Below are 19,077 nucleotides of genomic sequence, written 5' to 3' on the forward strand. Positions count from 1 at the left end.
CCGATTTGAAGACGTATCATCTCCGATAAACCGTAGGCCCCCGACGAGGTTCCTTGTCGCACCGCATGCCGGCGGGCTTGTCGCGAAGCAGGCAAACGCGTCTCGGCGCGAAGAGGAGATTGCCGGGGGAAACCAGCCCCTGCTTTGATCCGCACCTGGCGTCTCCATCCAATATTTGGCGGCCTTGCTTCAGACGGCGGTCGCCTTCGCGGTAATCGCAAACCGGGACCACTTGCGGCAGAGACGTTTTCCCGGCCCCGCCGCGAAACCAAATCGATGCAGGAGCGTTCGCCCTCAGGAACCGGCGCATGGATACGGATCGCACGACACAGCATTTGAGCTTGCGCTTGCCGGGGAAGCCTGGGAGCTGCTGGACAGCGGGCGCTGGGTCGCGGGCTTTCTCGCAATTTGCCGGCTCGATCCACACCGAAACCGTCATTGTCGGTGGAGGAATAGTTGGCCTCACGGCCGCGCTTCGGCTGTGCGAATCGGGTCGTTCGGTCGTCGTCGTCGAAGGGCTGCGAATAGGCGGCCAGGTGACGGGCCGTTCGACAGCCAAGATCACGACCCAGCACGCCCTGATCTATCGGCATCTGATCGATACGCTCGGCCTCGAAGCAGCCCGCGCCTATGCCGAGGCCAACTCCGCAGGCGCCAAGCAGATTCATGATTGGGTTCGGCAACATGCCATCGAGTGCGAGCTCGAGAGCAAGCACGCGTACACCTACGCAACGGAGGCTGCGAGGCGCTCCGAGATCGAGGCGGAAGCGGATGCGGCGCGTCAGGTCGGGCTTGAAGCGGAGGTTCTTGACCGCGCTCCGCTCCCTTTCCGGACGGTCGGTGCGCTTCGTTTTCCGGACCAGGCGCAGTTCAATCCGGCCATGTATCTTGCCGGTCTGGCCGAAGCGGTGTGGGCCCTGGGCGGGCGGATTTTCGAGAACAGCCGTGCGCGGCTGATCGGTGAGGCGAGCCGCTGGCGCGTCGTCACAGACGGCGGCACGATCCATGCGGAAAATGTGGTGGTGGCCACCAACATGCCAGTCAAGAGTCCGGTTGGAATGGCTAACCGCACCCAGCCGCGCTGCCATTCGGCAATGGCCTTCCGCATCGATGACGCTGTCGCCATCGACGGCATGTTCATCGGCATCGACGATCCCACTCATTCGATTCGCACGGGCCGCGATCCGGAGGGGCCGGTGCTCGTCGTCCTCGGGCCGAAATTCAACACGGGCCAGGATGGAAACGTGGCCGCCCGCTTTGCCGAGCTCGACAAATGGGCAAGAGAGAATCTGCCGGTCGGGCACGTTGCCTGGCACTGGTGCAACGAGGACTACGACACGGCCGACCGCGTGGCCTATGTCGGCATGCCCGATCCGGAGAATGCGCCCGGTTTCCATATTGCCAGCGGTTTCAACGCCTGGGGCATCAGCAACGGAACCGCCGCGGGAATGATGATCGCCGATCTGATTTGTGGTCGATCCGGCCGCTGGACCGGCCTGTATGATCCTGCGCGGCCCTATCCGAAGAATTTTCACCGAGACGGCGACAGCCAGTCCGTCGTGGACAATGTCGAGGCGATTGCGCCGTTTGGAGGCGGCGTCATCATCAAGGGAGACGAAAAGATCGCGGCCTCGAGAGACGCCGAGGGCCAGTTGCACTGCGTTTCAGCGACATGCACCCATAAGGGCTGCACCGTGACCTGGAACAATGCGGATATGACCTGGGACTGCCCCTGCCATGGCTCGGTATTCGCCGCCGATGGTTCCGTCATCCATGGCCCGGCGCGAAAGCCGCTTGCCCCGGCGGTCCTATAAAGGTGACCCGCTAAGCAAGCCAGCTGCAGGAGGCCGTGTCCGGATCTGCAGGCCGAAGTATGAAGTCGGAGTTTGAAAATGGCGCTGCATGAAGTCGACTATGTGCTTGCGAAGCTCGATTGGATGCGCGCCGAACGCATCTGGCCGAACGGGCTGCGATATCTATGGACCGATGCTTTCGGGGTCGTTCTCTACCTGTCATTGTATGACGAGCTTGGCGAGGATCGATGGATCGGTCAGGCGGAGAAATTGGTGGCGGACGTAGAGCGCGTCCTTGGCCGGCCACGAGGACTCCGCATCGGCGAGGCCGAGGATCGCGACGGCCAGTACTTCCACTATCTGGCGATGTGGATGTTCGCTCTCGCCCGGCTTGGCGACGTGAAGCCTGAATACAAGGACCGCGGCGTGGCATTGGCGCGCGACGTCCACTCCGCCTTCGTGCTGCCCGGCCGCGGCGTGATCTGGAAGATGCAAGAGGACCTGAGCGGCCCTTACCCCGGTTTCGGATTAGGGTCCATGGACGCCTATGACGGCTATGTCGCATACAACGTGCTCGATCCGGATGCGCTGGCGCAAGAGATCGCCGAGATGCGGGACCTGATCGAAAGAGACTGGCGTCGGTTGGACATCGATCAGGATCTCGGCCTCGGCATGATGTTGTGGCTCGCTCATTTTTTTCCTGAGGAACCCTGGGCCATCGAGCAGGCCAGGCGCGCAGTCGTTGCGCTTGATGGGATGTGGATCGAACCGCCTGGGTATTTCTGCCGCGCACCGTGGCTGCGCGACACGAAGTTCGCTTTCACCAATTACGGCGTCTCATTGGGTCTCCAGGCCGCGAACCTTTGGCCTGAACGCGTGTCGCGCCTCAATGTCTTCTTCGAAAAATGGCGCGCCGGCGACGAGTACGATCGCGAGGCGATCACCTGGGTGATGGCCTGCACGTCCAGGCTTCCCGGAAAGTTTCTTGAAGCCAGGCAGTGAGATTCGAATTTCTGCTCCACATCGAACCAGTGCCGGCGGCGGCGATCAAGCAACTCGCCGTTCAGCGGGATCATCCGGGGCCCATCGCAAGCTGAGCGCCTGCGATCAACCCTGCTGCGGTTCCGCCACGCGCCTGATTTCCTCGGGCAGCGCCTCCCAGACCTTCGCCATCTGCCCGGCATCGACATGGCGATCCAGAACATCGCTGACCACCCTGAGAGCGTCGCCGGCGTCGACCGGGCGAACGGATTCCAACTGGTCCTTGATCCTGGCAAGGAACTCGTCGGGCGACCTGGTCCGGTCGGGTGCTGCCGACGGTCTGTACTGGTCGAAATAGATGCCCCGCACGAGGAGCGGCAATTGCGAGCCGAGATGGGCGGCAAGGTCCGGCGGCAAGCGATCCCTCACCGTGCGCAGCACCGCGCCGAGAATATGCCAGGCCATCTGTCGATCGGGACCCATCTCAGCCATGATTTCATCGAGCCAAATGTGCGTTGTCTGTAGCGTCTTGTCGAAGACGTCCAATCCTGTGGCGCTCATGACAATACAATCTCCCTAGCAATCTCCCTGCAAATTTTTGGACGGCTGTTGCCAACGGGTGCGAAAACCAATTGTTCCGCGCCGATCCGGTAATCTGCGACCGAGGTGCTCCGGTTGGAGCCGATCACAACATCACGCCATCACGAGGCGATCGCTGGCCGTTCGCGTCATCTTGGTGCTACGGACCTCCTGCCATGGAGCCGACCACCACCATGACGATTGCGTCGACGTCGATCTCGCCGTCGACGACTATTCTCTCGCCGTCTCTTCGAACCTTGAGCTTCGACGTGTCTTCGGCGGCTTGCCTTTCGAGTTCCTCGATCACGCCGGTGATCGCCTTCGCCTCGAGCGGCTGCTTGTTCATCTCGAGCGGCTGCTTGTTCATATTGCCGGCACCCATTTCCAGAACACTCCTTCTTTCCGCTCGGGATAGTGCTTGAACTCGCATTCGAAGCGACGACCGTAGGACGCCGCGGCGGCGAGTGCCACGCCGGACGGTGGGTTCATTCCGGTGCGCGGCGCGAACCAGTCCTCCAGGAGGTCATCGGGCACATAGGCGCCTATCCTGAGGGGCAGGTGTTGAAGCACCAAATCCATATCGCGCGGTATTGGCATCGCTCGGTCCGCGTCTCCGGAATCCCGTCGTTGTCGAGCCAAACCCCCGAACGCAAGGAGTGTTCCCGATCGATGTTGAATACCCCACCCGGGGAATGTCGGAAAACCTATTCCGACTCATCGTTGCCTAGGGCGGAACATCGAGGCGCCGCACGAGTTGGGGGCCAGGACCGATGTCTGCATCCGGTCCGCCAATCGACAGGAGCTGGAAATGAAAGTGAGCGAAGTGATGACGCGCGACGTCCGCGTCGCCAATCCGAACGAGACCATCCAGGAGGCAGCCCGCATCATGGCTGAAATAGACGCCGGTCTGGTTCCGGTCGGCGACAATGACCGGCTCGTCGGCATGCTGACCGATCGTGATATCGCGATCCGTGCGGTGGCGCAGGGCAAGGGCCCCGACACCAAGGTCGGCGATGTCATGACGAATGACGTGAAATACTGTTTCGACGACGAAGACACCGATGACGTATGCCGGAATCTCGGCGATCAGCAGATACGTCGCATTCCCGTGGTGAACCGGGACAAGCGGCTCGTCGGCATCGTCTCGCTGGGCGATCTCGCATTCGCGGACGGCAGCGGCGGCACCGGCGATACCTTGGCCGCCATCTCACGCCCCGGCGGGCAGCACACGCAAACCGGCGGCGTGCGGCATTAGCTGGAGCGTTGAAGCGCTGAAATTGCCCGGCGCTTCGAATGGAGGCCGTCCAGGTCCGCAGGGAACTGCCGCATCTTAGCCGCCACCTATCGGCGTCATCACCTTTCCGGTTCCTCCGCATTCGGGACAGGGTGCGCCGCCGACCTTGCCGGTCTCCGAGCAGCGGCGGCAAACGTTCTCGCCGGCACCCGGCGTACCTGGCGAAACTTCGTCAGGATTGCCTTGCGTCTCCTGGGAGTGACGGGATTCGCCCTGAAGCGAGTTTCTTAGCCGATCGACAGATCTCTCATCGAACTCAAGCGCCTTGCTGCTGTCGTCAGGCAAACCTTCGCCGGACTGGGCGATGGTTTCGTCGCGCGGCCGATCATTCAGGCCGGTAGTAATTTTCGGTTTCCGAGCCATTGCGGCATCCTCCGCGATCGCAGAACGGTGATCCTTGGCGAGGGCATGATCCTCGCCTGAACGTCAGCTTCGAAGAGCGTGCTGGAGTTGCCCTGGACATTTTCGGACGCCGAAATACCGCTGCGCCCGACCTCTTGCAGAGTTCGGCCCTTCCGGTGCCGTTGACCCTGAACGCCTCACCAGCGGATGACGATTACCTTGTCGCTCCCGCCGTCCAGTTGCACCGCCTCGGTGCCATCAGACTTCCGGCTGCCGATTCGAGCGTTATTGACGACCTCCACGCCAGCAGGATTCACGCCGAAGACTTCATCCACTTCGGCGGTGCAGACCAGTGTTTCGGGCGGTAAATTCTCGACCTGCTTCATTAGCTCGCGAAGCATCATGTCACACCCTTTCGCTTGGAACGATACGGCATATGCCCGCAAACCCGTTGGAGCGCGAAATGTTCCTCGCCAAGCAGCCGACCGCGGATGCCGGCAGCAGGCGGCGAATTTCCGCGCCAGCTTGGACACCAGAAAAGCCGAAGTGTCACGCCGCTGACCGCCGACCGAACATCTTCGGGCCTATAACGGCACGCCCGACGGATCGATTTCTTCCCGTCGGTATGCTGCGCGCCGGAGGCAGGTTGACCACCTCCGGCTGCTGAACGTCAGCTCTTGCCTTTGATCGCGATGCGTTTTGCCTGTGATCGCGCCTGCTCGGTCTTCGGTAGCGTGATTGTGAGGACGCCGTTGTTGAAACGAGCATCGACCTTGTCCTCGTCTATCTCATAGCCGAGTGGAATACGGCGCTCGAAGCGGCCGTAAAACCGCTCGGAGAACTGTCGGTCCTTGTCCTCCGTTTCGGAGCGCTTCTCACCTTTCAACGCGAGCACGCCATCATCGAGCAGAACCTCGATGTCCTTTTCCTCCATGCCGGGCACCTCGGCCGTGACACGGATCTCCTTCTCGCCATCGGAGATCTCGACGCTCGGCCAGCGCCCGCCGTCCGAGGAGAATGCCGGCAACGACGGCAGTCCGGAACCGAAACCTCGGAAGACGTCGTCGAACAGTCGGTTCACTTCACGGTGCAACGACAGGAACGGATCACGTTCGCCGTCGCGAAACACGCTGGGAACCTGGCCGCGTTCGCGGCCAAACGGAATGAGATCACGTACGCTCATTGTTTTTCTCCTCTCTTTATCTTGGTCTCCTCCAAGTCGCCTCAGAACCGGACGTACTCATCCGGCTGTGAGCTTAAAGTGGACCAGTCTCAGGCGGCCTGCTTTTTGGTCGCCTGGCTAGCAGTCCTGGACTCGATAGTGCGCTCTGTCCCGCCGCTGCCGATCTCAATCCGGCGCGGCTTCATCTCTTCGGGAATCTGGCGCTTGAGATCAATGGTCAGCAAGCCGTTGGCGAGGCCGGCGCCGGTAACCTTCACATGGTCAGCCAATTCGAAGCGACGCTCGAACGGTCGGGCCGCGATGCCGCGATGCAAGTAATCGCCATTGTCCTCTGCTGATCTTTCGCCAGCGACGACAAGCATATTGGGCTCATGTATGACGCTCAACTCATTTTGGCTGAAGCCTGCCACAGCCATGGTGATGCGGTAGGCGTCGTCGCCGGTCTTGGCGATGTCATAGGGCGGCCAATTGTCGACGCTTGTCGACCGGCTCGCATTCTCGAGCAGGTCGAAGACGCGGTCGAAACCGATGCTCGACCGATAGAGTGGGGAAAAGTCGAATGCGGTTCTCATAGCTACATCCTCCGTTGAGCAACATAGATACGAAGAGCGCCAGCACCGGCGCTTATAGCCGGCCCCGTTCGGCGACCGGCGATTTTGATTTGGTAGTTGTCTGTTTGAAATCAAGACCCAATTCTGTGTTGCTGCCGGATTCTGCCGACGAAGCCGCACACCCCATTCCGGCGCTGCTGGCACTCCCACGGAGGACATCATGACCATGACACGCGACGACATCATTTCGGTACTCGGACCCGTCGACGAGGCGGTCATCGCCGATATCGCCCTGACAGGAGCCACGATCGAGGAATTGCGCGAAGCCGTCGCCTGGATTGGGGCCGACGAGGCGCTGGTCAATGAGGGGCGTCCCCTGCCGGGCCCAAGGGTGGCGAAACTGATGGAGTTGCTCGAGACGCCGGAGGAGGAGGACTAACCGGCGTTGGCCGGTGGTCTTGAATCGCTCGGGCGAGTGAACCATGTGCTCCACCGGCGCCGATCCTAGAATCGGTCGCCGGCGTTGCTTGCTCGAAGAACAAAAAGACGGAGGAAGTGATGAACGACGTCCCGTTTACCCAGCCGATCACTCTTAGTTTTCAGTCCAGCAGAGAGCGCAAGGTCGCGAGCAGCTGGGAAGCGATCGAGTGCATGCGCTTTGAATGGCCCACACGAGCGCGCGGCCGTAGCTGGCGCGCAGCCTATCGGACTTGCCGCGACGCGCTCGACGGCTGGCGCACGGCGCGTGAGGCGCGCAAGGCGTTTTTGCACGCGGCCCGCACCGCCGGATTGCTTGCCGCAGCGCACAAGCCCGACGGATCGCCAGAATCGTAAGGGCAACGAGATCCTAGGGCAACGAGGCCGGCGTTAGTGCAGGACGCCGGCTTTACCGTATCACTGAAGGGCGATGATGCCGTCGACCGCCCGCCAGTCCGACGGCTGGATGAGGCGGTGGTGAGCGACACGGACCGAATGGAGCGGGCCATCGAGTTCGCGCTCCCAATAGCCGAGAAACTCCTTGAGTTCCGGAAAGTCCGGAGCGAGATCGTAGTCCTGCCAGATATAGAGCTGAAGCAGGCTCGGATGGTCCGGCAGATGATAGTGTATTTCGGCGGTGGTCAGGCCATAGCCATCCATTTGCAGGCGGAATTCGCTGCTGACGCTTTCAGCCATGCGTTTCTCCTTTCCTATATCTCCGTTCAGGCGTCGAGCCTGTCGAATTTGTGGGCCAGGTTGGAAATGATCGGCGAAAGGCTCTTTCGGTTCATCGATGTCCTCCGTCTGCAAATAACGCCTCGAGAAGGTCGGCGGTTCCGGCCGCCCCGGGGCAGCCGAGCCCGAATGGTCCTGTTGAATCGCGACGAAAATTCAAGTCGCAAGCCCTGGCACTCAAACCAAATAGCTTCGCGATAACAGGCTTTTGGCACTCGCCCCGGTCGTGTGCCAAAATTTTTTGGCCAGGCTCTTGAAACCGAAAAACAGCAAAACTAGCTCGATATGCGCCACGATAGTTGATGAAGGATCGCGGCGCCTGCACCGGCTCGATATTGCCGGTCCGGTGTGGAGGAGGCTCAAAACCTGCTTGTCCATGAGGAGAACGACATGACGTTTCGTCCATTGCACGACCGTATCCTGGTCCGCCGCGTCGAAGCCGAGGAAAAGTCGGCCGGCGGCATCATTATTCCCGACACTGCCAAGGAAAAGCCGCAGGAGGGCGAAGTACTCGCCGTCGGTCCCGGCGGGCGTGACGACAGCGGCAAGCTCACCGAGCTCGACGTGAAGATCGGCGACCGCATCCTGTTCGGCAAATGGTCCGGCACGGAGATCAGGCTCGATGGCGAGGACCTGCTCATCATGAAGGAAAGCGACGTGATGGGCGTAATCGAGCAGACCGCCGAAGTGAAGAAGGCCGCCTGATGGCTTCTTCGAATCCAACCAGTCAACGAATGCTGCCTGAATGAAGGAGTGATCCAATGGCTGCCAAAGATGTGAAATTCCATACCGAAGCGCGCGAGAAGATGCTGCGCGGCGTCGATATTCTTGCCAATGCGGTGAAGGTGACGCTCGGCCCCAAGGGCCGCAATGTCGTCATCGACAAGTCATTCGGTGCTCCGCGCATCACGAAGGACGGCGTCACCGTCGCCAAAGAGATCGAGCTTGAGGACAAGTTCGAGAACATGGGCGCGCAGATGGTGCGCGAAGTGGCTTCCAAGACCAGTGACCTTGCGGGCGACGGCACCACGACCGCGACCGTCCTCGCGCAGGCGATCGTCAAGGAAGGCGCCAAGGCTGTTGCATCGGGCATGAACCCGATGGATCTGAAGCGCGGCATCGACAAGGCGGTCGATGCGGTCGTCGCCGAACTAAAGGCCAATGCCCGCAAGGTGACAAAGAACGACGAGATCGTGCAAGTCGGCACCATTTCAGCCAATGGCGACGCCGAGATCGGCCGCTTCCTCGCCGAGGCGATGGAGAAGGTCGGCAATGAGGGCGTCATCACGGTCGAAGAGGCCAAGACCGCCGAGACGGAACTCGAAGTGGTCGAAGGCATGCAGTTCGACCGCGGTTATCTCTCTCCCTATTTCATCACCAATCAGGACAAGATGCGCGTCGAGCTCGACGAACCCTATGTGCTGATCCACGAGAAGAAGCTCGCCAATCTGCAAGCGATGCTTCCCGTCCTGGAAGCCGTGGTGCAGTCGGGCAAGCCGTTGTTGATCATCGCCGAGGATGTCGAGGGCGAGGCGCTCGCCACGCTGGTGGTCAACAAGCTGCGTGGCGGACTGAAGGTCGCGGCCGTCAAGGCGCCGGGCTTCGGCGACCGCCGCAAGGCCATGCTGGAGGACATCGCCATCCTCACCGGCGGCACCGCGATCTCGGAAGACCTTGGCATCAAGTTGGAAAACGTGACGCTGCAGATGCTGGGCCGTGCCAAGAAGGTGGTGATCGAGAAGGAGAACACTACCGTCGTCGACGGTGTCGGCCGCAAGGAAGAGATCCAGGGCCGCATCGCCCAGATCAAGGCCCAGATCGAGGAAACCACCTCCGACTATGATCGCGAGAAGCTGCAGGAGCGCCTGGCCAAGCTCGCCGGCGGTGTCGCGGTGATCCGGGTCGGCGGTTCGACCGAAGTCGAGGTCAAGGAACGTAAGGACCGCGTCGACGATGCCCTGCATGCGACGCGCGCGGCGGTCGAGGAGGGTGTGCTGCCGGGGGGCGGGGTCGCGTTGCTGAGGGCCGCCAAGGCACTCGATGCCGTCCTCGTCGACAATGCCGACCAGAAGACCGGCGTCGAAATCGTGCGCCGCGCGATCGAAACCCCGGTTCGTCAGATCGCCGAGAATGCCGGCGCCGAGGGCTCGATCATCGTTGGCAAGCTGCGGGAGAAGAGCGAGTTCGGTTGGGGCTGGAATGCCCAGACCGACGAGTTTGGCGACCTCTACGGCCAGGGCGTGATCGACCCGGCCAAGGTGGTGCGCACGGCTCTGCAGGATGCAGCCTCCGTCGCCGGCCTGTTGGTAACCACGGAGGCGATGGTGGCCGAGAAGCCGAAGAAGGAAACCCCGCCGGCCATGCCCGCCGGCGCCGGCATGGAGTTCTGAGGTGTGGCCAGTCCGCCCGCTCCCTGGCGGAGCGGGCACCGGTCGCAAGATAGCGGAGGAAAACATGGATATGACGGCTGGCCTCGGGCCCGTACCCCAGCCGACCCATTCGGCAAAGGATTTCCTGGCCTACGAGACCGAATGCAGGGCGGCGCTGAAGCCGCTGCTGACAGCACTGATCGACATGGCCGAAGCTGCCGGCTGGAGCCGGCGCACTTTGGCATCGACACTGATGTTTCTTGCCGCGCAGCACGTCTCGTCGGCCTCCGAGGAGGTCAAGACATGATTGCGGGCCGGTTGCGGGAATGCCTGAAAGCGCTGAGGTGGGAGGCAAGAGATCTTGCGGCCGAACTTGGCTGTCCGCAACGAGAGGTCGCGGCCTGGCTGGACGGCCGCAGCCCTTCTCCCCTTGCCGTCGGGGCCTGGCTCGAGGCGTTGGTCAAGGCGCACAAGGCCCTGCCGGCGCCGGGCCGGAGTACCCCGGTGCTTCAGCCGGACTCGGCCAAGATCGAACTGGCCGGAATCAGCATCACTGGACCGGCGGTCGCGTCCGCCATGCATGTAATCCCGACGCATTCGCCCTATCCGCGGCGGGCCGCGCTCTCAGGTGCCCGGCCCGTTGCAGGTCCTGCACAATCGAAAGGAGGCACAAGCCATGGATCGCGGGCAGTTTGAAGAACCGGTCACCCTTCTGGTGGGAATGGGTTTTCCGGTGAGAGTCGAGAATGTCATGCAAGCCTACGCCTTGCTTCAGGATTGGCCCGCCGCCAGACGCAACGGCGCCCACGCCGTCGCGCTCAATGCCTGCAAGGCCGGCATCGCCGGCGAGATAGATCCGCAGACCGTGCGGACAACGCTGGTCGCCTTTGGCCGCCGCAACGACATTCTGCTGCCGACCACCCACCCACGTCCGGTGCCGGCATCGCTCGGCAACGCTCTGCCTGCCGGGCGAGTTTGAAGGTCCTTGCGGGCGATTGGATCGGCAGGCCAACGCGCTGCGGCAAGTTTGTTCCAATGGCCGAACGTTTGACGATTTCCATGCAAATGCCCGCGTCCCTGCAGAAGGACGCGGGCAGATCGGGAGGGTTCCCGATCGGCAGCGGTTGAGGGGAAACTGCTGCAAAAGCAGAAACTTCGATCTCGACGAGACGTTCCAGCGAAATCGATAATTTTGCTGGGGCGGCCAGGATGCCATTGTGACGAGACACGATGTCTGCCCCTGGATTGTGCGCCATCGCCGCGGCGCCCTGACCGACAGTTTTCTCGACGACGCGAAGGAACAACTCCCGAGCAGCATTGTTAAAGCTGAGCGTGTCGCTCGATTCGCATTCCTCGATTGTCGGAGATGAAGATGGCCACGAAAAAGAGTTCGCAAAGCAATGCCAAAGGTCTCGAAGACCTGTTCTATGACGGACTGAAGGATATATACTACGCCGAACGCAAGATCCTGACTGCGTTGAAGAAGATGGCGAAGGGGGCCGAATCGTCGGAGTTGACCGCCGCATTTGAAAAGCACCGCGAGGAGACCGAAGACCAGGTCGAACGGCTGCAGCAGGTCTTCGAGATTTTCGGTAAGCGGGCGCAGGGAAAGACGTGCCCCGCCATTGACGGCATCATCGAGGAGGGCCAGGAGATACTGGAGGAGTTCGAAGAGGCGCCGGCGTTGGACGCTGGGCTCGTCGCTGCTGCCCAAGCCGTCGAGCACTATGAGATCGCCCGTTACGGGACACTGGTCACCTGGGCCGGGCTCCTCGGTCTGAAGGATGCGATTCCTCTGCTTGAGCAGACGCTCGAGGAAGAAAAGGCGACGGACGAAGCGCTGACGCAACTCGGAGAGACCGGCGTGAACGAAAGGGCAATGCAGCAAGCCGCATAGACCCGGCCCGCTGACGCCGAGCGAGAAAACCAACTGCCCTGAATCTCAGAGGAAACGTGCCGTCGATGGCGGCGCGTTTGGAGCCTTACTGCATCGGAGCAGGGCTCTTTGGGGACTTCTCAGCTGTCATGGCAGCGGCCATCGCCTCGCATCCGGAGGCCAGTTCGCATGTTTGTTCTTCGGCTGAGCCGACGAGGAACAATATCTCTTCTTGAAAGTTCGATCTGATCATCAAGGAGAAACGAAATGTCGGAATCGCATGAATGGCTTGTCCAATGGCTCAGGGATGCGCACGCCATGGAGGAGCGGGCCGAGACCATGCTGAACGGGCAGTTGAAGCGGATAGAGAGCTATCCGGAATTGAGTGGGCGGATCCGGCAGCACCTCGATGAAACCAGGCAGCAGGCCGCTCGGCTCAAGACCTGTCTCGACCGCATCGGGCAAGGGTCCTCCACGCTGAAGGATGCCGGCGGCAAGCTGACGGCAATGGCGCAGTCGCTGAGCGGCGTCTTCGCCGGGGACGAGGTGATGAAGGGATCGCTCGCTAGCTACACGTTCGAGCACATGGAGATCGCGTCCTACACCATCCTTATCGCCGCCGCCCGATCGCTAGGGGAAACCGAGGTCGCACAGGTCTGTGAGGAAAACCTTCGAGAAGAAGTCGCGATGGCCGACTGGTTGAAGGACCATCTCCCCGCCACGGCCGAGCAGTTCCTTGCGCGGGCCGATACGGACAGCGAGAGCGCCAAGCGTTGACCAGGCTCGTTCGGCAACGGAGCGCGAGCATAGGGGCCGTGCACCGAGGTGTTCGGGCGCCTCGACCGTATTGTCGAGGAGTTCTCGCCCGATTTTCCTACGACATAGACAACAGCTGTCGACGACTGGACGTCGTCCTGAGGAGCGCCCGTCGACTGAACGATAGCTCCGCGAAACTCGCCGCACATGCAAAGGCATTGTGGAATGCCGGTGCCGCTGGTCGATCCACAAGCTTGCCGCGGTCCCATTCAATGCCGTAGATACGCCGGTCGCGATTGATGGTTGGTGAGAGGAACACATGCCGGGAAAGATGAGGATCATCTCCGCCGCCAAATCTCATGGTGGCGTCCAGGGCGTCTATTCCCACGCTTCGGGTGTCTGCGCCTGCGAAATGACGTTTGCCGTTTTCGTGCCGCCGCAGGCCCGGGAAACGCCTTGCCCCGTGCTGTGGTATCTTTCCGGCCTGACCTGCACCCATGCGAATGTGATGGACAAGGGCGAGTACCGGCGCATGGCCGCGGAACTTGGCTTGATCGTCGTCTGTCCCGACACCAGTCCGCGTGGCGCCGATATTCCCGACGAGAAGGACAATTGGCAGTTTGGTTGCGGCGCCGGCTTCTACCTCGACGCGACGCGGGAGCCTTATGCGAAGAACTATCGCATGTACTCATACGTCACAGGGGAACTGCCGGCTCTGATCGCGCAGGAATTTCCGGTCGATATGACGCGGCAGGCGATCTTTGGCCACTCCATGGGCGGCCATGGCGCACTGACGATAGCGCTCAAAAATCCCGAGCGCTTCAAAAGCTGCTCGGCCTTTGCGCCGATCGTGCAGCCAAGCACCGCTGGCTGGTCGAAGCCGGCCTTCGAGAAATATCTCGGCACGGACGCGGCTTCATGGCGGAACTACGATACCACCTTGCTCATCGAAGATGGCCACCGGTTCCCGGAATTCTTGATCGATCAAGGTACGTCGGACGGATTTCTTGATGATGGGCTGAGACCCTGGCTTCTCGAAGCGGCCTGCGCCAAGGCCGGCATTCCCTTGGAACTGCGCATGCAGGAAGGATACGACCACTCGTATTTCTTCATTTCGACGTTCATGGACGATCATTTGAGATGGCATGCCCAAAGGCTGGCAGCTCCGAGATCCGGCGCATAGCCATTTGCCGGAGCCAGGTCGTCACAGCGGATCCATCTCGTCTCCGGCCACCGCGACGAAGAGCTCATTCTCGAACAAATGATACATTTCGGCGTTGCCGGCATAGGGGCGCGCCGATCTTGTGATGAGGGTTATACCACGATGTTCATGGAACGGGTGGTACGCGAAGGCCCCAAGGTCGGGGCGTTCTGGACCAAGGCGCGCATATAGCCCAATGCAAAAGCCTTGCCGGCGTGCCAGGGGGCGTCGCAGGACATTTCCGGCGTATGGTCGGGGATGATGACACCGTCATAGGCTTCGTCCCAAGACCGATCTTCATCGCTTATTTCACGCCGATGCCAGCGGTCAGGCCGCCGTCGATCTTGTAGTCCGCGCCGGTACAGAACCCGGCTTTGGACGAGCACAGGAACGCGATGAGCTCCGCCACTTCTTCCGGCTCGCCGATACGGCCAAGCGGATGGGCCGCGCCGAAGCGCCTATAGGCATCCTCGACATCGGCGTCGCTGCCATTGTCGCCGCGCGCGGCCTTTTCCAAGATGGGCGTGCGGATCGAGCCCGGGCTGACCGAATTGACCCGGATGCCGGCCGCCGCGTAATCGAGCGCCAATGAACGCGTCAGCGTGTGGATGGCGCCCTTGGTGGTGGCATAGGCAGCGACGTTCTGCTGGCAGGCGAAGCCTTGCACGGAAGCGACGTTGACGATGGCGCCGCCGCCTCGCTTGGCCATTTCAGGGATGCCGAAATGCGCGGTCAGGTAGATCGAGCCGACATTGACCGCCATCGCCTTGTTCCAGGTGTCGAAATCGGTACTGGTTGCGGTTCCGTAGGGATGGACCGCCGCCGAGTTGACGATGGCGTCGAGACCGCCGAACCGCTCGACACCGGCGGCGACCGCGTCGCGCACCTGATCCGGAACGGAGACGTCCGCGTCTATGACCAATGCCCCGCCCCCCGAGCGTTGCAGTTCCGCCTTCATCGCCGCGTTCGCGACACGGTCGATACCGCAGGCGATGATCGCCGCGCCGCCTGCCGCGAGGCGCCTGGCGGTCGCCAGGCCAATTCCGGTCGTCCCCGTCACCAAGGCCACCTTGCCGTCGAAATCCTTCATTGCGGGAACTCCTTCACTCACGATCGGAAGCCGGTTCTTCCGGCAGGAAACGCAGGGCGAAATCGAGATGACGGCTCACCAGATACGCATAAGCCAGCCTGTCGCGGGCGCGCAGCGCCGCGATGATCTCGCCATGCGCGGCCAGCGTGTCGGCCAGCACCGGGCGCCGTTCCTTTCCGATAGTCATGATCCGCAGGATCACAGGGGAAAGGAAGGAATACATGTCCGCCAGCATACGATTGTCCGACAGCCGGATCAGCGCCATGTGGAAATTGAAATCGTTTTCGGCGGCCTCTTCGATCGACTGGCTAGCGACGATCCGGGCGTTGATCCCGTCGAGTGCCTCGATCTGTTCGTTCGAGGCATGCAGCACGATGTGGTCGCCGATGCCGACTTCGATGATGCGTCTGTAGCCCTGGATATCGGCGAAGGACGAGCGCGATATATCCATATGCGCGGCGAAAAAATTCTGGATGGCGACGCTTTGCCCGTCGGCTAAAACGGCGCCGACCCGGGGTTTGGGTTGGATAAGGCCGTAGGTGCGGATGGTCCGCAACGCCTCGCGCACGGTGTTGCGGCTGGCGCCGGTGATCTCGCTCAGCTCACGTTCGGTCGGCAGCACGTCGCCGACATTCAATTGTCGCGCGCGGATCAGATCAAGAATTCGCCCGGCCGTCGTGTCGACCGCAGACCTGCCGGCGCGCCTCCCGGCGGCGTTCTCGCGCAAGGCCTTAGAGTTTCCCAAGAGCGAACCTTCCTGTAATTGTTGGACCACAATAACGCAGCATTTGCCGGAAACAATCGCTTCGATCGGATTTTGGGGTCCTAGCGCTGAAATTCAGAGCCTCGTCCCGCGCAAAAGAACTCGGAATTTTAGTTTGACTCTCATTGTGGTCCAACAATAAGTTGCCGTTCTCTCGCAGAAGGAAAGTCGCAATGGAACAGTGCTGGCGCTGGTATGGACCGGACGACCCGGTGACGCTCGATCATGTCAGGCAGGCAGGTGCGACGGGCGTGGTCTCGGCGTTGCATGACATTTATGACGGGCGCGCCTGGCCGATCGAGAGCATTCTGGAGCGCAAACGCATCATCGAGGCGGCGGGGCTGACCTGGTCGGTGGTCGAGAGTATTCCCGTCCACAACTCGATCAAGATCGGCTCGGCGGAAAGGCTCCGCTATGTCGGCTGGTACAAGGACACGATCCGTGCGCTAGCCAAGGCCGGTATCGCGACGATCTGCTACAATTTCATGCCTGTCGTCGACTGGACCCGCACGGATCTGGCCTACCGGCTGCCGACGACAGGCTATGCCTTGCGTTTTGACGCGATCGATTTCGCGGCTTACGACCTGTTCGTGCTGAAGCGCAGGAATGCCGAGGCCGGCTACAGCGCCGCCCGTATCGCCGAGGCCGAAGCGCGGCTCAGGGAGTTGAGCGACGAGAAGATCGACAGGATCGAGCGCAACCTCATCGCCGGCCTGCCGGCGACCGAGCGCAGCTATAACAGGGACAGTTTTCGCGAGGCCTTGGCGGAGTACGATGCGATCGGGCCGAAGGAGTTGCGCGACAACCTTGCCTGGTTTCTGCGCGAGATCATTCCGGTGGCCGACCAGGAAGGGGTGCGCATGTGCATCCATCCCGACGATCCGCCCTTCTCGCTCTACGGCCTGCCGCGCATCGTTTCGACCGCCGAGGATGCGCGTTTCATCCTCAACGCCGTCGACAGCCCTGCCAACGGCCTGACGTTCTGCACCGGCTCCTACGGCACGCGCGCCGACAACGATATCGTCGGCATGGTCAAGGAATTCGCCGACCGCATCCATTTCGTCCATCTGCGCAACATCACCATCGAGGATGACGGCTCGTTCTATGAAGCCGAGCATCTCGAAGGCGGGACGGACATGGCGCACGTCATCCTCGCTCTGATGCAGGAGGAGGCACGCCGCCGCCGGGAAGGCCGTGCCGACTGGCGCATTCCGATGCGGCCCGACCACGGTCACCTGCTCGCCGACGACATCGGCAAGACCAGGATCAATCCCGGATACTCGCTGATCGGCCGGCTGAAAGGCCTCGCCGAACTGCGCGGCATCATGCGCGCCGTGGAGCGGTTCGGGCTGGCTTGAGGAAATCACCAGGCTGTTGCGTATGTAAAAACTACTTGTTCAGGTGAAAAGCCGCTGCTCGACATGTCCGCCGCGCGTCTTCTTCGACGGCATCTTCACCAGCCCGCGCGTCGCGCATCCGGAGGGCGTGGCTGTCCACCGCGATGGTTCGATCTGGTGCGGCACCGAAACCGGCGATCTTCTGCGGCTGGCCGCCGATGGCGGCTCGGTCGAACGTATGGGCGGCACCGATGGGTTTCTGCTTGGCATCGCTTTGGACAGCGTGGACAACTGTTTTGCCTGCGATCTCAGGCATGCCGCGATCTTTCGCTGGGATGCCGCGACAGCCCATATGGAGCGCTTCGCTTCGTCCGGCATCCGCGTACCGAACTATCCGATCGTCGACGAGGCGAGAGGCTGGCTCTACGTGTCGGACAGCGTCGGCGAAGACAATCGCTCGGGCATTTTCCGCTACGACCTCCGGACCGGCGAGGGCAGCCCGTGGTCCCGGGAGGCCATGTCGTTTGCCAATGGGATGGCGATGGCGCCGGATGGCAACGGCCTCTATGTCGTGGAGAGCGACGCGGCCTGCATCAGCTATATACCGATCCTCGGCGACGGTGCGGCTGGGTCACGGCAGGTCGTCGTCGAAGGCGTGCGCAATGTCCCGGATGGCGTTGCCTTCGCGCCGGACGGCTCGCTCTTCATCTCATGCTACGAGCCGAGCCGGATCTATCGCTGGCGACAGGATCGAGGTCTCGAAGTGCTGATCGAGGATCCGGCGGCGACCACGCTGGCGCACCCCACCAACATCGCCTTCAAGGGCGACAAACTCTACACCGCAAATCTTGGCCGCTGGCACATCACCGAGATCGATCTGGCGAAATTGTTGGTGTGACATTCGCTGGACCCGGGTTGAACTTGCGTCGGACGTTTTCCAGATGCTCGCGCATCGCCTTGCCGGCCGCTTCGGGATCGTGCCGTTCGATGGCTTCGAACACGCTTTTGTGGCCGGCGAAGCTCCTGCGGTTCTCGACCTCGGTATTGGCCATGTGGATGCGCTGGTTGATCAGCCATTCCACCAGCGCTTCGTGCGCGGCGAGGAAGATCGGATTGCCGGGGATCGCGGTCAGCACGCGATGAAAGGCGACGTCGGTGACGGCGAATGCGCGGGCGCGGGGAATGGCGCGTTCGTTTTCGGCAAGCGCGGCGGCAAGCGCGTCGACCTGCTGACGACTCGCCATCTCGGCGGCATGGCGCGCAATAGAGACTTCCAGAAACAGCCGCAACTGCTCGAAATGGCCAATGCCGTCGGGCTGGTCCATCAACAGATGTGCCGTGCCGGTCAGCTGCTCCAGCATGTTGCGCGGCGTGGGCCGGGTGACTTTGGGTCGCTCGCCGCTGTTGATGCGCACCAGTCCCATCTTCTCCAGCGCAAACAGCGCCTCGCGCACCGAGGGACGGCCGACATCGAACATCGACATCAGGTCGCGCTCGGACGGCAGCGAAGCGCCGACCGGATAGACTTCGTCCCGGATCATCTCCTCCAGGCGGAGGCGGACTTCGTTGGACAATTTTTTTCGAATTGGCATATTGTGCATGGTCTACCTTTTAAGCTATTAGACCAGTCGCCGCAAGTGAGGACTTGCGGGACCGAAGGGTTGGAGGAGGCCACCGCGGGCTGATAGTGCGGTGGCCGGCGCGACAGGCGAGGCCTGGCGCGGGAGCAGGGCACGCCCCGATTTCGGCC

Annotated in this window: 25 protein-coding genes; 14 read left to right on the forward strand and 11 right to left on the reverse strand. The window is 61.7% G+C overall.

Features of this window, described 5'->3' with window-relative positions; translation table 11 throughout:
• Window positions 1–308: 308 nt before the first annotated feature.
• Together NKI49_RS00595 and NKI49_RS00600 are read left to right on the forward strand one after the other, a co-directional pair.
• Window positions 309–1,814, forward strand: coding sequence for an FAD-dependent oxidoreductase (locus NKI49_RS00595; protein ID WP_352598259.1), 1,506 nt, complete (start codon window positions 309–311; stop codon window positions 1,812–1,814).
• A gap of 78 nt (window positions 1,815–1,892) precedes the next feature.
• Entirely contained in the window at window positions 1,893–2,795 is a 903-nt protein-coding gene (locus tag NKI49_RS00600) for a hypothetical protein (protein WP_352598258.1), read from the forward strand.
• A 105-nt stretch (window positions 2,796–2,900) separates the two neighbouring features.
• Here the strand turns inward: NKI49_RS00600 and NKI49_RS00605 are convergent, their stop codons facing one another.
• From NKI49_RS00605 to NKI49_RS00615, 3 genes are all read right to left on the reverse strand, one after another.
• A complete protein-coding gene (locus NKI49_RS00605) occupies window positions 2,901–3,335 on the reverse strand; it encodes a DUF2267 domain-containing protein (protein WP_352598257.1) in 435 nt (144 codons plus the stop codon).
• Between the two features lie 178 nt (window positions 3,336–3,513).
• A complete protein-coding gene (locus tag NKI49_RS00610) occupies window positions 3,514–3,735 on the reverse strand; it encodes a hypothetical protein (protein ID WP_352598256.1) in 222 nt (73 codons plus the stop codon).
• Entirely contained in the window at window positions 3,717–3,950 is a 234-nt protein-coding gene (locus NKI49_RS00615; protein WP_027027760.1) for a hypothetical protein, read from the reverse strand. The genes NKI49_RS00610 and NKI49_RS00615 overlap by 19 nt, the downstream gene beginning before the upstream one ends.
• A gap of 211 nt (window positions 3,951–4,161) precedes the next feature.
• Here NKI49_RS00615 and NKI49_RS00620 point away from each other — a divergent pair, with 211 nt between their 5' ends.
• The gene (locus NKI49_RS00620; RefSeq protein WP_352598255.1) at window positions 4,162–4,608 is read left to right on the forward strand and encodes a CBS domain-containing protein; all 447 of its coding nucleotides are present in this window, start codon (window positions 4,162–4,164) and stop codon (window positions 4,606–4,608) included.
• A 75-nt stretch (window positions 4,609–4,683) separates the two neighbouring features.
• Here NKI49_RS00620 and NKI49_RS00625 read toward each other — a convergent pair whose 3' ends face one another.
• The 4 genes from NKI49_RS00625 to NKI49_RS00640 all read right to left on the reverse strand — a co-directional run bounded on the left by NKI49_RS00625 (window position 4,684) and on the right by NKI49_RS00640 (window position 6,744).
• On the reverse strand, window positions 4,684–5,010 hold the full coding sequence (locus NKI49_RS00625) for a hypothetical protein (RefSeq protein WP_352598254.1): 327 nt from the start codon (window positions 5,008–5,010) through the stop codon (window positions 4,684–4,686).
• A 176-nt stretch (window positions 5,011–5,186) separates the two neighbouring features.
• Window positions 5,187–5,393: a sugar phosphorylase gene (locus NKI49_RS00630; protein ID WP_352598253.1), complete on the reverse strand. Its 207-nt coding sequence runs from the start codon at window positions 5,391–5,393 to the stop codon at window positions 5,187–5,189.
• Between the two features lie 266 nt (window positions 5,394–5,659).
• A complete protein-coding gene (locus tag NKI49_RS00635) occupies window positions 5,660–6,172 on the reverse strand; it encodes an Hsp20/alpha crystallin family protein (protein WP_352598252.1) in 513 nt (170 codons plus the stop codon).
• Between the two features lie 89 nt (window positions 6,173–6,261).
• Window positions 6,262–6,744, reverse strand: coding sequence for an Hsp20 family protein (locus tag NKI49_RS00640; protein WP_352598251.1), 483 nt, complete (start codon window positions 6,742–6,744; stop codon window positions 6,262–6,264).
• 199 nt (window positions 6,745–6,943) lie between these two features.
• On the opposite strand from NKI49_RS00640, the gene NKI49_RS00645 reads away from it, so the two are divergent.
• Complete coding sequence (locus tag NKI49_RS00645; RefSeq protein WP_352598250.1) at window positions 6,944–7,162, forward strand: hypothetical protein; 219 nt, start codon at window positions 6,944–6,946, stop codon at window positions 7,160–7,162.
• 119 nt (window positions 7,163–7,281) lie between these two features.
• The gene (locus NKI49_RS00650; RefSeq protein WP_352598249.1) at window positions 7,282–7,557 is read left to right on the forward strand and encodes a DUF982 domain-containing protein; all 276 of its coding nucleotides are present in this window, start codon (window positions 7,282–7,284) and stop codon (window positions 7,555–7,557) included.
• Window positions 7,558–7,617: 60 nt separating this feature from the next.
• Here the strand turns inward: NKI49_RS00650 and NKI49_RS00655 are convergent, their stop codons facing one another.
• The gene (locus NKI49_RS00655) at window positions 7,618–7,896 is read right to left on the reverse strand and encodes an usg protein (RefSeq protein ID WP_027027753.1); all 279 of its coding nucleotides are present in this window, start codon (window positions 7,894–7,896) and stop codon (window positions 7,618–7,620) included.
• A gap of 429 nt (window positions 7,897–8,325) precedes the next feature.
• Here NKI49_RS00655 and NKI49_RS00660 point away from each other — a divergent pair, with 429 nt between their 5' ends.
• From NKI49_RS00660 to fghA, 7 genes are all read left to right on the forward strand, one after another.
• Window positions 8,326–8,640, forward strand: a complete 315-nt coding sequence (locus NKI49_RS00660) for a co-chaperone GroES (RefSeq protein WP_352598247.1) — start codon at window positions 8,326–8,328, stop codon at window positions 8,638–8,640.
• A 56-nt stretch (window positions 8,641–8,696) separates the two neighbouring features.
• A complete protein-coding gene (gene groL, locus NKI49_RS00665; protein WP_352598246.1) occupies window positions 8,697–10,325 on the forward strand; it encodes a chaperonin GroEL in 1,629 nt (542 codons plus the stop codon).
• Window positions 10,326–10,389: 64 nt separating this feature from the next.
• A complete protein-coding gene (locus tag NKI49_RS00670) occupies window positions 10,390–10,611 on the forward strand; it encodes a hypothetical protein (protein WP_352598245.1) in 222 nt (73 codons plus the stop codon).
• Window positions 10,612–10,980: 369 nt separating this feature from the next.
• The gene (locus NKI49_RS00675; protein ID WP_352598244.1) at window positions 10,981–11,283 is read left to right on the forward strand and encodes a DUF982 domain-containing protein; all 303 of its coding nucleotides are present in this window, start codon (window positions 10,981–10,983) and stop codon (window positions 11,281–11,283) included.
• Between the two features lie 393 nt (window positions 11,284–11,676).
• Window positions 11,677–12,201: a YciE/YciF ferroxidase family protein gene (locus NKI49_RS00680; protein WP_352598243.1), complete on the forward strand. Its 525-nt coding sequence runs from the start codon at window positions 11,677–11,679 to the stop codon at window positions 12,199–12,201.
• Window positions 12,202–12,447: 246 nt separating this feature from the next.
• On the forward strand, window positions 12,448–12,957 hold the full coding sequence (locus NKI49_RS00685) for a ferritin-like domain-containing protein (protein ID WP_352598241.1): 510 nt from the start codon (window positions 12,448–12,450) through the stop codon (window positions 12,955–12,957).
• 310 nt (window positions 12,958–13,267) lie between these two features.
• Entirely contained in the window at window positions 13,268–14,119 is an 852-nt protein-coding gene (gene fghA / locus NKI49_RS00690) for an S-formylglutathione hydrolase (RefSeq protein ID WP_502899444.1), read from the forward strand.
• A gap of 322 nt (window positions 14,120–14,441) precedes the next feature.
• Here fghA and NKI49_RS00695 read toward each other — a convergent pair whose 3' ends face one another.
• Together NKI49_RS00695 and NKI49_RS00700 are read right to left on the reverse strand one after the other, a co-directional pair.
• Window positions 14,442–15,227, reverse strand: a complete 786-nt coding sequence (locus tag NKI49_RS00695; RefSeq protein ID WP_352598239.1) for an SDR family NAD(P)-dependent oxidoreductase — start codon at window positions 15,225–15,227, stop codon at window positions 14,442–14,444.
• A 13-nt stretch (window positions 15,228–15,240) separates the two neighbouring features.
• On the reverse strand, window positions 15,241–15,972 hold the full coding sequence (locus tag NKI49_RS00700; protein WP_352598238.1) for a FadR/GntR family transcriptional regulator: 732 nt from the start codon (window positions 15,970–15,972) through the stop codon (window positions 15,241–15,243).
• Between the two features lie 191 nt (window positions 15,973–16,163).
• Between NKI49_RS00700 and uxuA the strand changes: the two genes are divergently transcribed.
• A complete protein-coding gene (gene uxuA / locus NKI49_RS00705) occupies window positions 16,164–17,348 on the forward strand; it encodes a mannonate dehydratase (protein WP_352598237.1) in 1,185 nt (394 codons plus the stop codon).
• A 43-nt stretch (window positions 17,349–17,391) separates the two neighbouring features.
• Window positions 17,392–18,225 carry an SMP-30/gluconolactonase/LRE family protein gene (locus tag NKI49_RS00710; RefSeq protein WP_352598236.1) on the forward strand — a complete coding sequence of 278 codons (834 nt, stop codon included), beginning with the start codon at window positions 17,392–17,394 and terminating at the stop codon, window positions 18,223–18,225.
• Here the strand turns inward: NKI49_RS00710 and nanR are convergent.
• On the reverse strand, window positions 18,191–18,901 hold the full coding sequence (nanR, locus tag NKI49_RS00715; protein ID WP_352695501.1) for a transcriptional regulator NanR: 711 nt from the start codon (window positions 18,899–18,901) through the stop codon (window positions 18,191–18,193). The two genes, NKI49_RS00710 and nanR, sit on opposite strands and share 35 nt — an antisense overlap.
• Window positions 18,902–19,077: the final 176 nt, after the last annotated feature.

This window comes from Mesorhizobium sp. M0587 (assembly GCF_040320945.1).
In the GTDB taxonomy this organism is placed as follows: domain Bacteria; phylum Pseudomonadota; class Alphaproteobacteria; order Rhizobiales; family Rhizobiaceae; genus Mesorhizobium.

Bases quoted from the DNA above. Each gene is read 5' to 3' on its own strand.
- NKI49_RS00595 (WP_352598259.1), top strand. From the start codon at position 309: ATGGATACGGATCGCACGACACAGCATTTGAGCTTGCGCTTGCCGGGG.
- NKI49_RS00600 (WP_352598258.1), top strand. From the start codon at position 1,893: ATGGCGCTGCATGAAGTCGACTATGTGCTTGCGAAGCTCGATTGGATG.
- NKI49_RS00605 (WP_352598257.1), bottom strand. From the start codon at position 3,335: ATGAGCGCCACAGGATTGGACGTCTTCGACAAGACGCTACAGACAACG.
- NKI49_RS00610 (WP_352598256.1), bottom strand. From the start codon at position 3,735: ATGGGTGCCGGCAATATGAACAAGCAGCCGCTCGAGATGAACAAGCAG.
- NKI49_RS00615 (WP_027027760.1), bottom strand. From the start codon at position 3,950: ATGCCAATACCGCGCGATATGGATTTGGTGCTTCAACACCTGCCCCTC.
- NKI49_RS00620 (WP_352598255.1), top strand. From the start codon at position 4,162: ATGAAAGTGAGCGAAGTGATGACGCGCGACGTCCGCGTCGCCAATCCG.
- NKI49_RS00625 (WP_352598254.1), bottom strand. From the start codon at position 5,010: ATGGCTCGGAAACCGAAAATTACTACCGGCCTGAATGATCGGCCGCGC.
- NKI49_RS00630 (WP_352598253.1), bottom strand. From the start codon at position 5,393: ATGATGCTTCGCGAGCTAATGAAGCAGGTCGAGAATTTACCGCCCGAA.
- NKI49_RS00635 (WP_352598252.1), bottom strand. From the start codon at position 6,172: ATGAGCGTACGTGATCTCATTCCGTTTGGCCGCGAACGCGGCCAGGTT.
- NKI49_RS00640 (WP_352598251.1), bottom strand. From the start codon at position 6,744: ATGAGAACCGCATTCGACTTTTCCCCACTCTATCGGTCGAGCATCGGT.
- NKI49_RS00645 (WP_352598250.1), top strand. From the start codon at position 6,944: ATGACCATGACACGCGACGACATCATTTCGGTACTCGGACCCGTCGAC.
- NKI49_RS00650 (WP_352598249.1), top strand. From the start codon at position 7,282: ATGAACGACGTCCCGTTTACCCAGCCGATCACTCTTAGTTTTCAGTCC.
- NKI49_RS00655 (WP_027027753.1), bottom strand. From the start codon at position 7,896: ATGGCTGAAAGCGTCAGCAGCGAATTCCGCCTGCAAATGGATGGCTAT.
- NKI49_RS00660 (WP_352598247.1), top strand. From the start codon at position 8,326: ATGACGTTTCGTCCATTGCACGACCGTATCCTGGTCCGCCGCGTCGAA.
- groL (WP_352598246.1), top strand. From the start codon at position 8,697: ATGGCTGCCAAAGATGTGAAATTCCATACCGAAGCGCGCGAGAAGATG.
- NKI49_RS00670 (WP_352598245.1), top strand. From the start codon at position 10,390: ATGGATATGACGGCTGGCCTCGGGCCCGTACCCCAGCCGACCCATTCG.
- NKI49_RS00675 (WP_352598244.1), top strand. From the start codon at position 10,981: ATGGATCGCGGGCAGTTTGAAGAACCGGTCACCCTTCTGGTGGGAATG.
- NKI49_RS00680 (WP_352598243.1), top strand. From the start codon at position 11,677: ATGGCCACGAAAAAGAGTTCGCAAAGCAATGCCAAAGGTCTCGAAGAC.
- NKI49_RS00685 (WP_352598241.1), top strand. From the start codon at position 12,448: ATGTCGGAATCGCATGAATGGCTTGTCCAATGGCTCAGGGATGCGCAC.
- fghA (WP_502899444.1), top strand. From the start codon at position 13,268: ATGAGGATCATCTCCGCCGCCAAATCTCATGGTGGCGTCCAGGGCGTC.
- NKI49_RS00695 (WP_352598239.1), bottom strand. From the start codon at position 15,227: ATGAAGGATTTCGACGGCAAGGTGGCCTTGGTGACGGGGACGACCGGA.
- uxuA (WP_352598237.1), top strand. From the start codon at position 16,164: ATGGAACAGTGCTGGCGCTGGTATGGACCGGACGACCCGGTGACGCTC.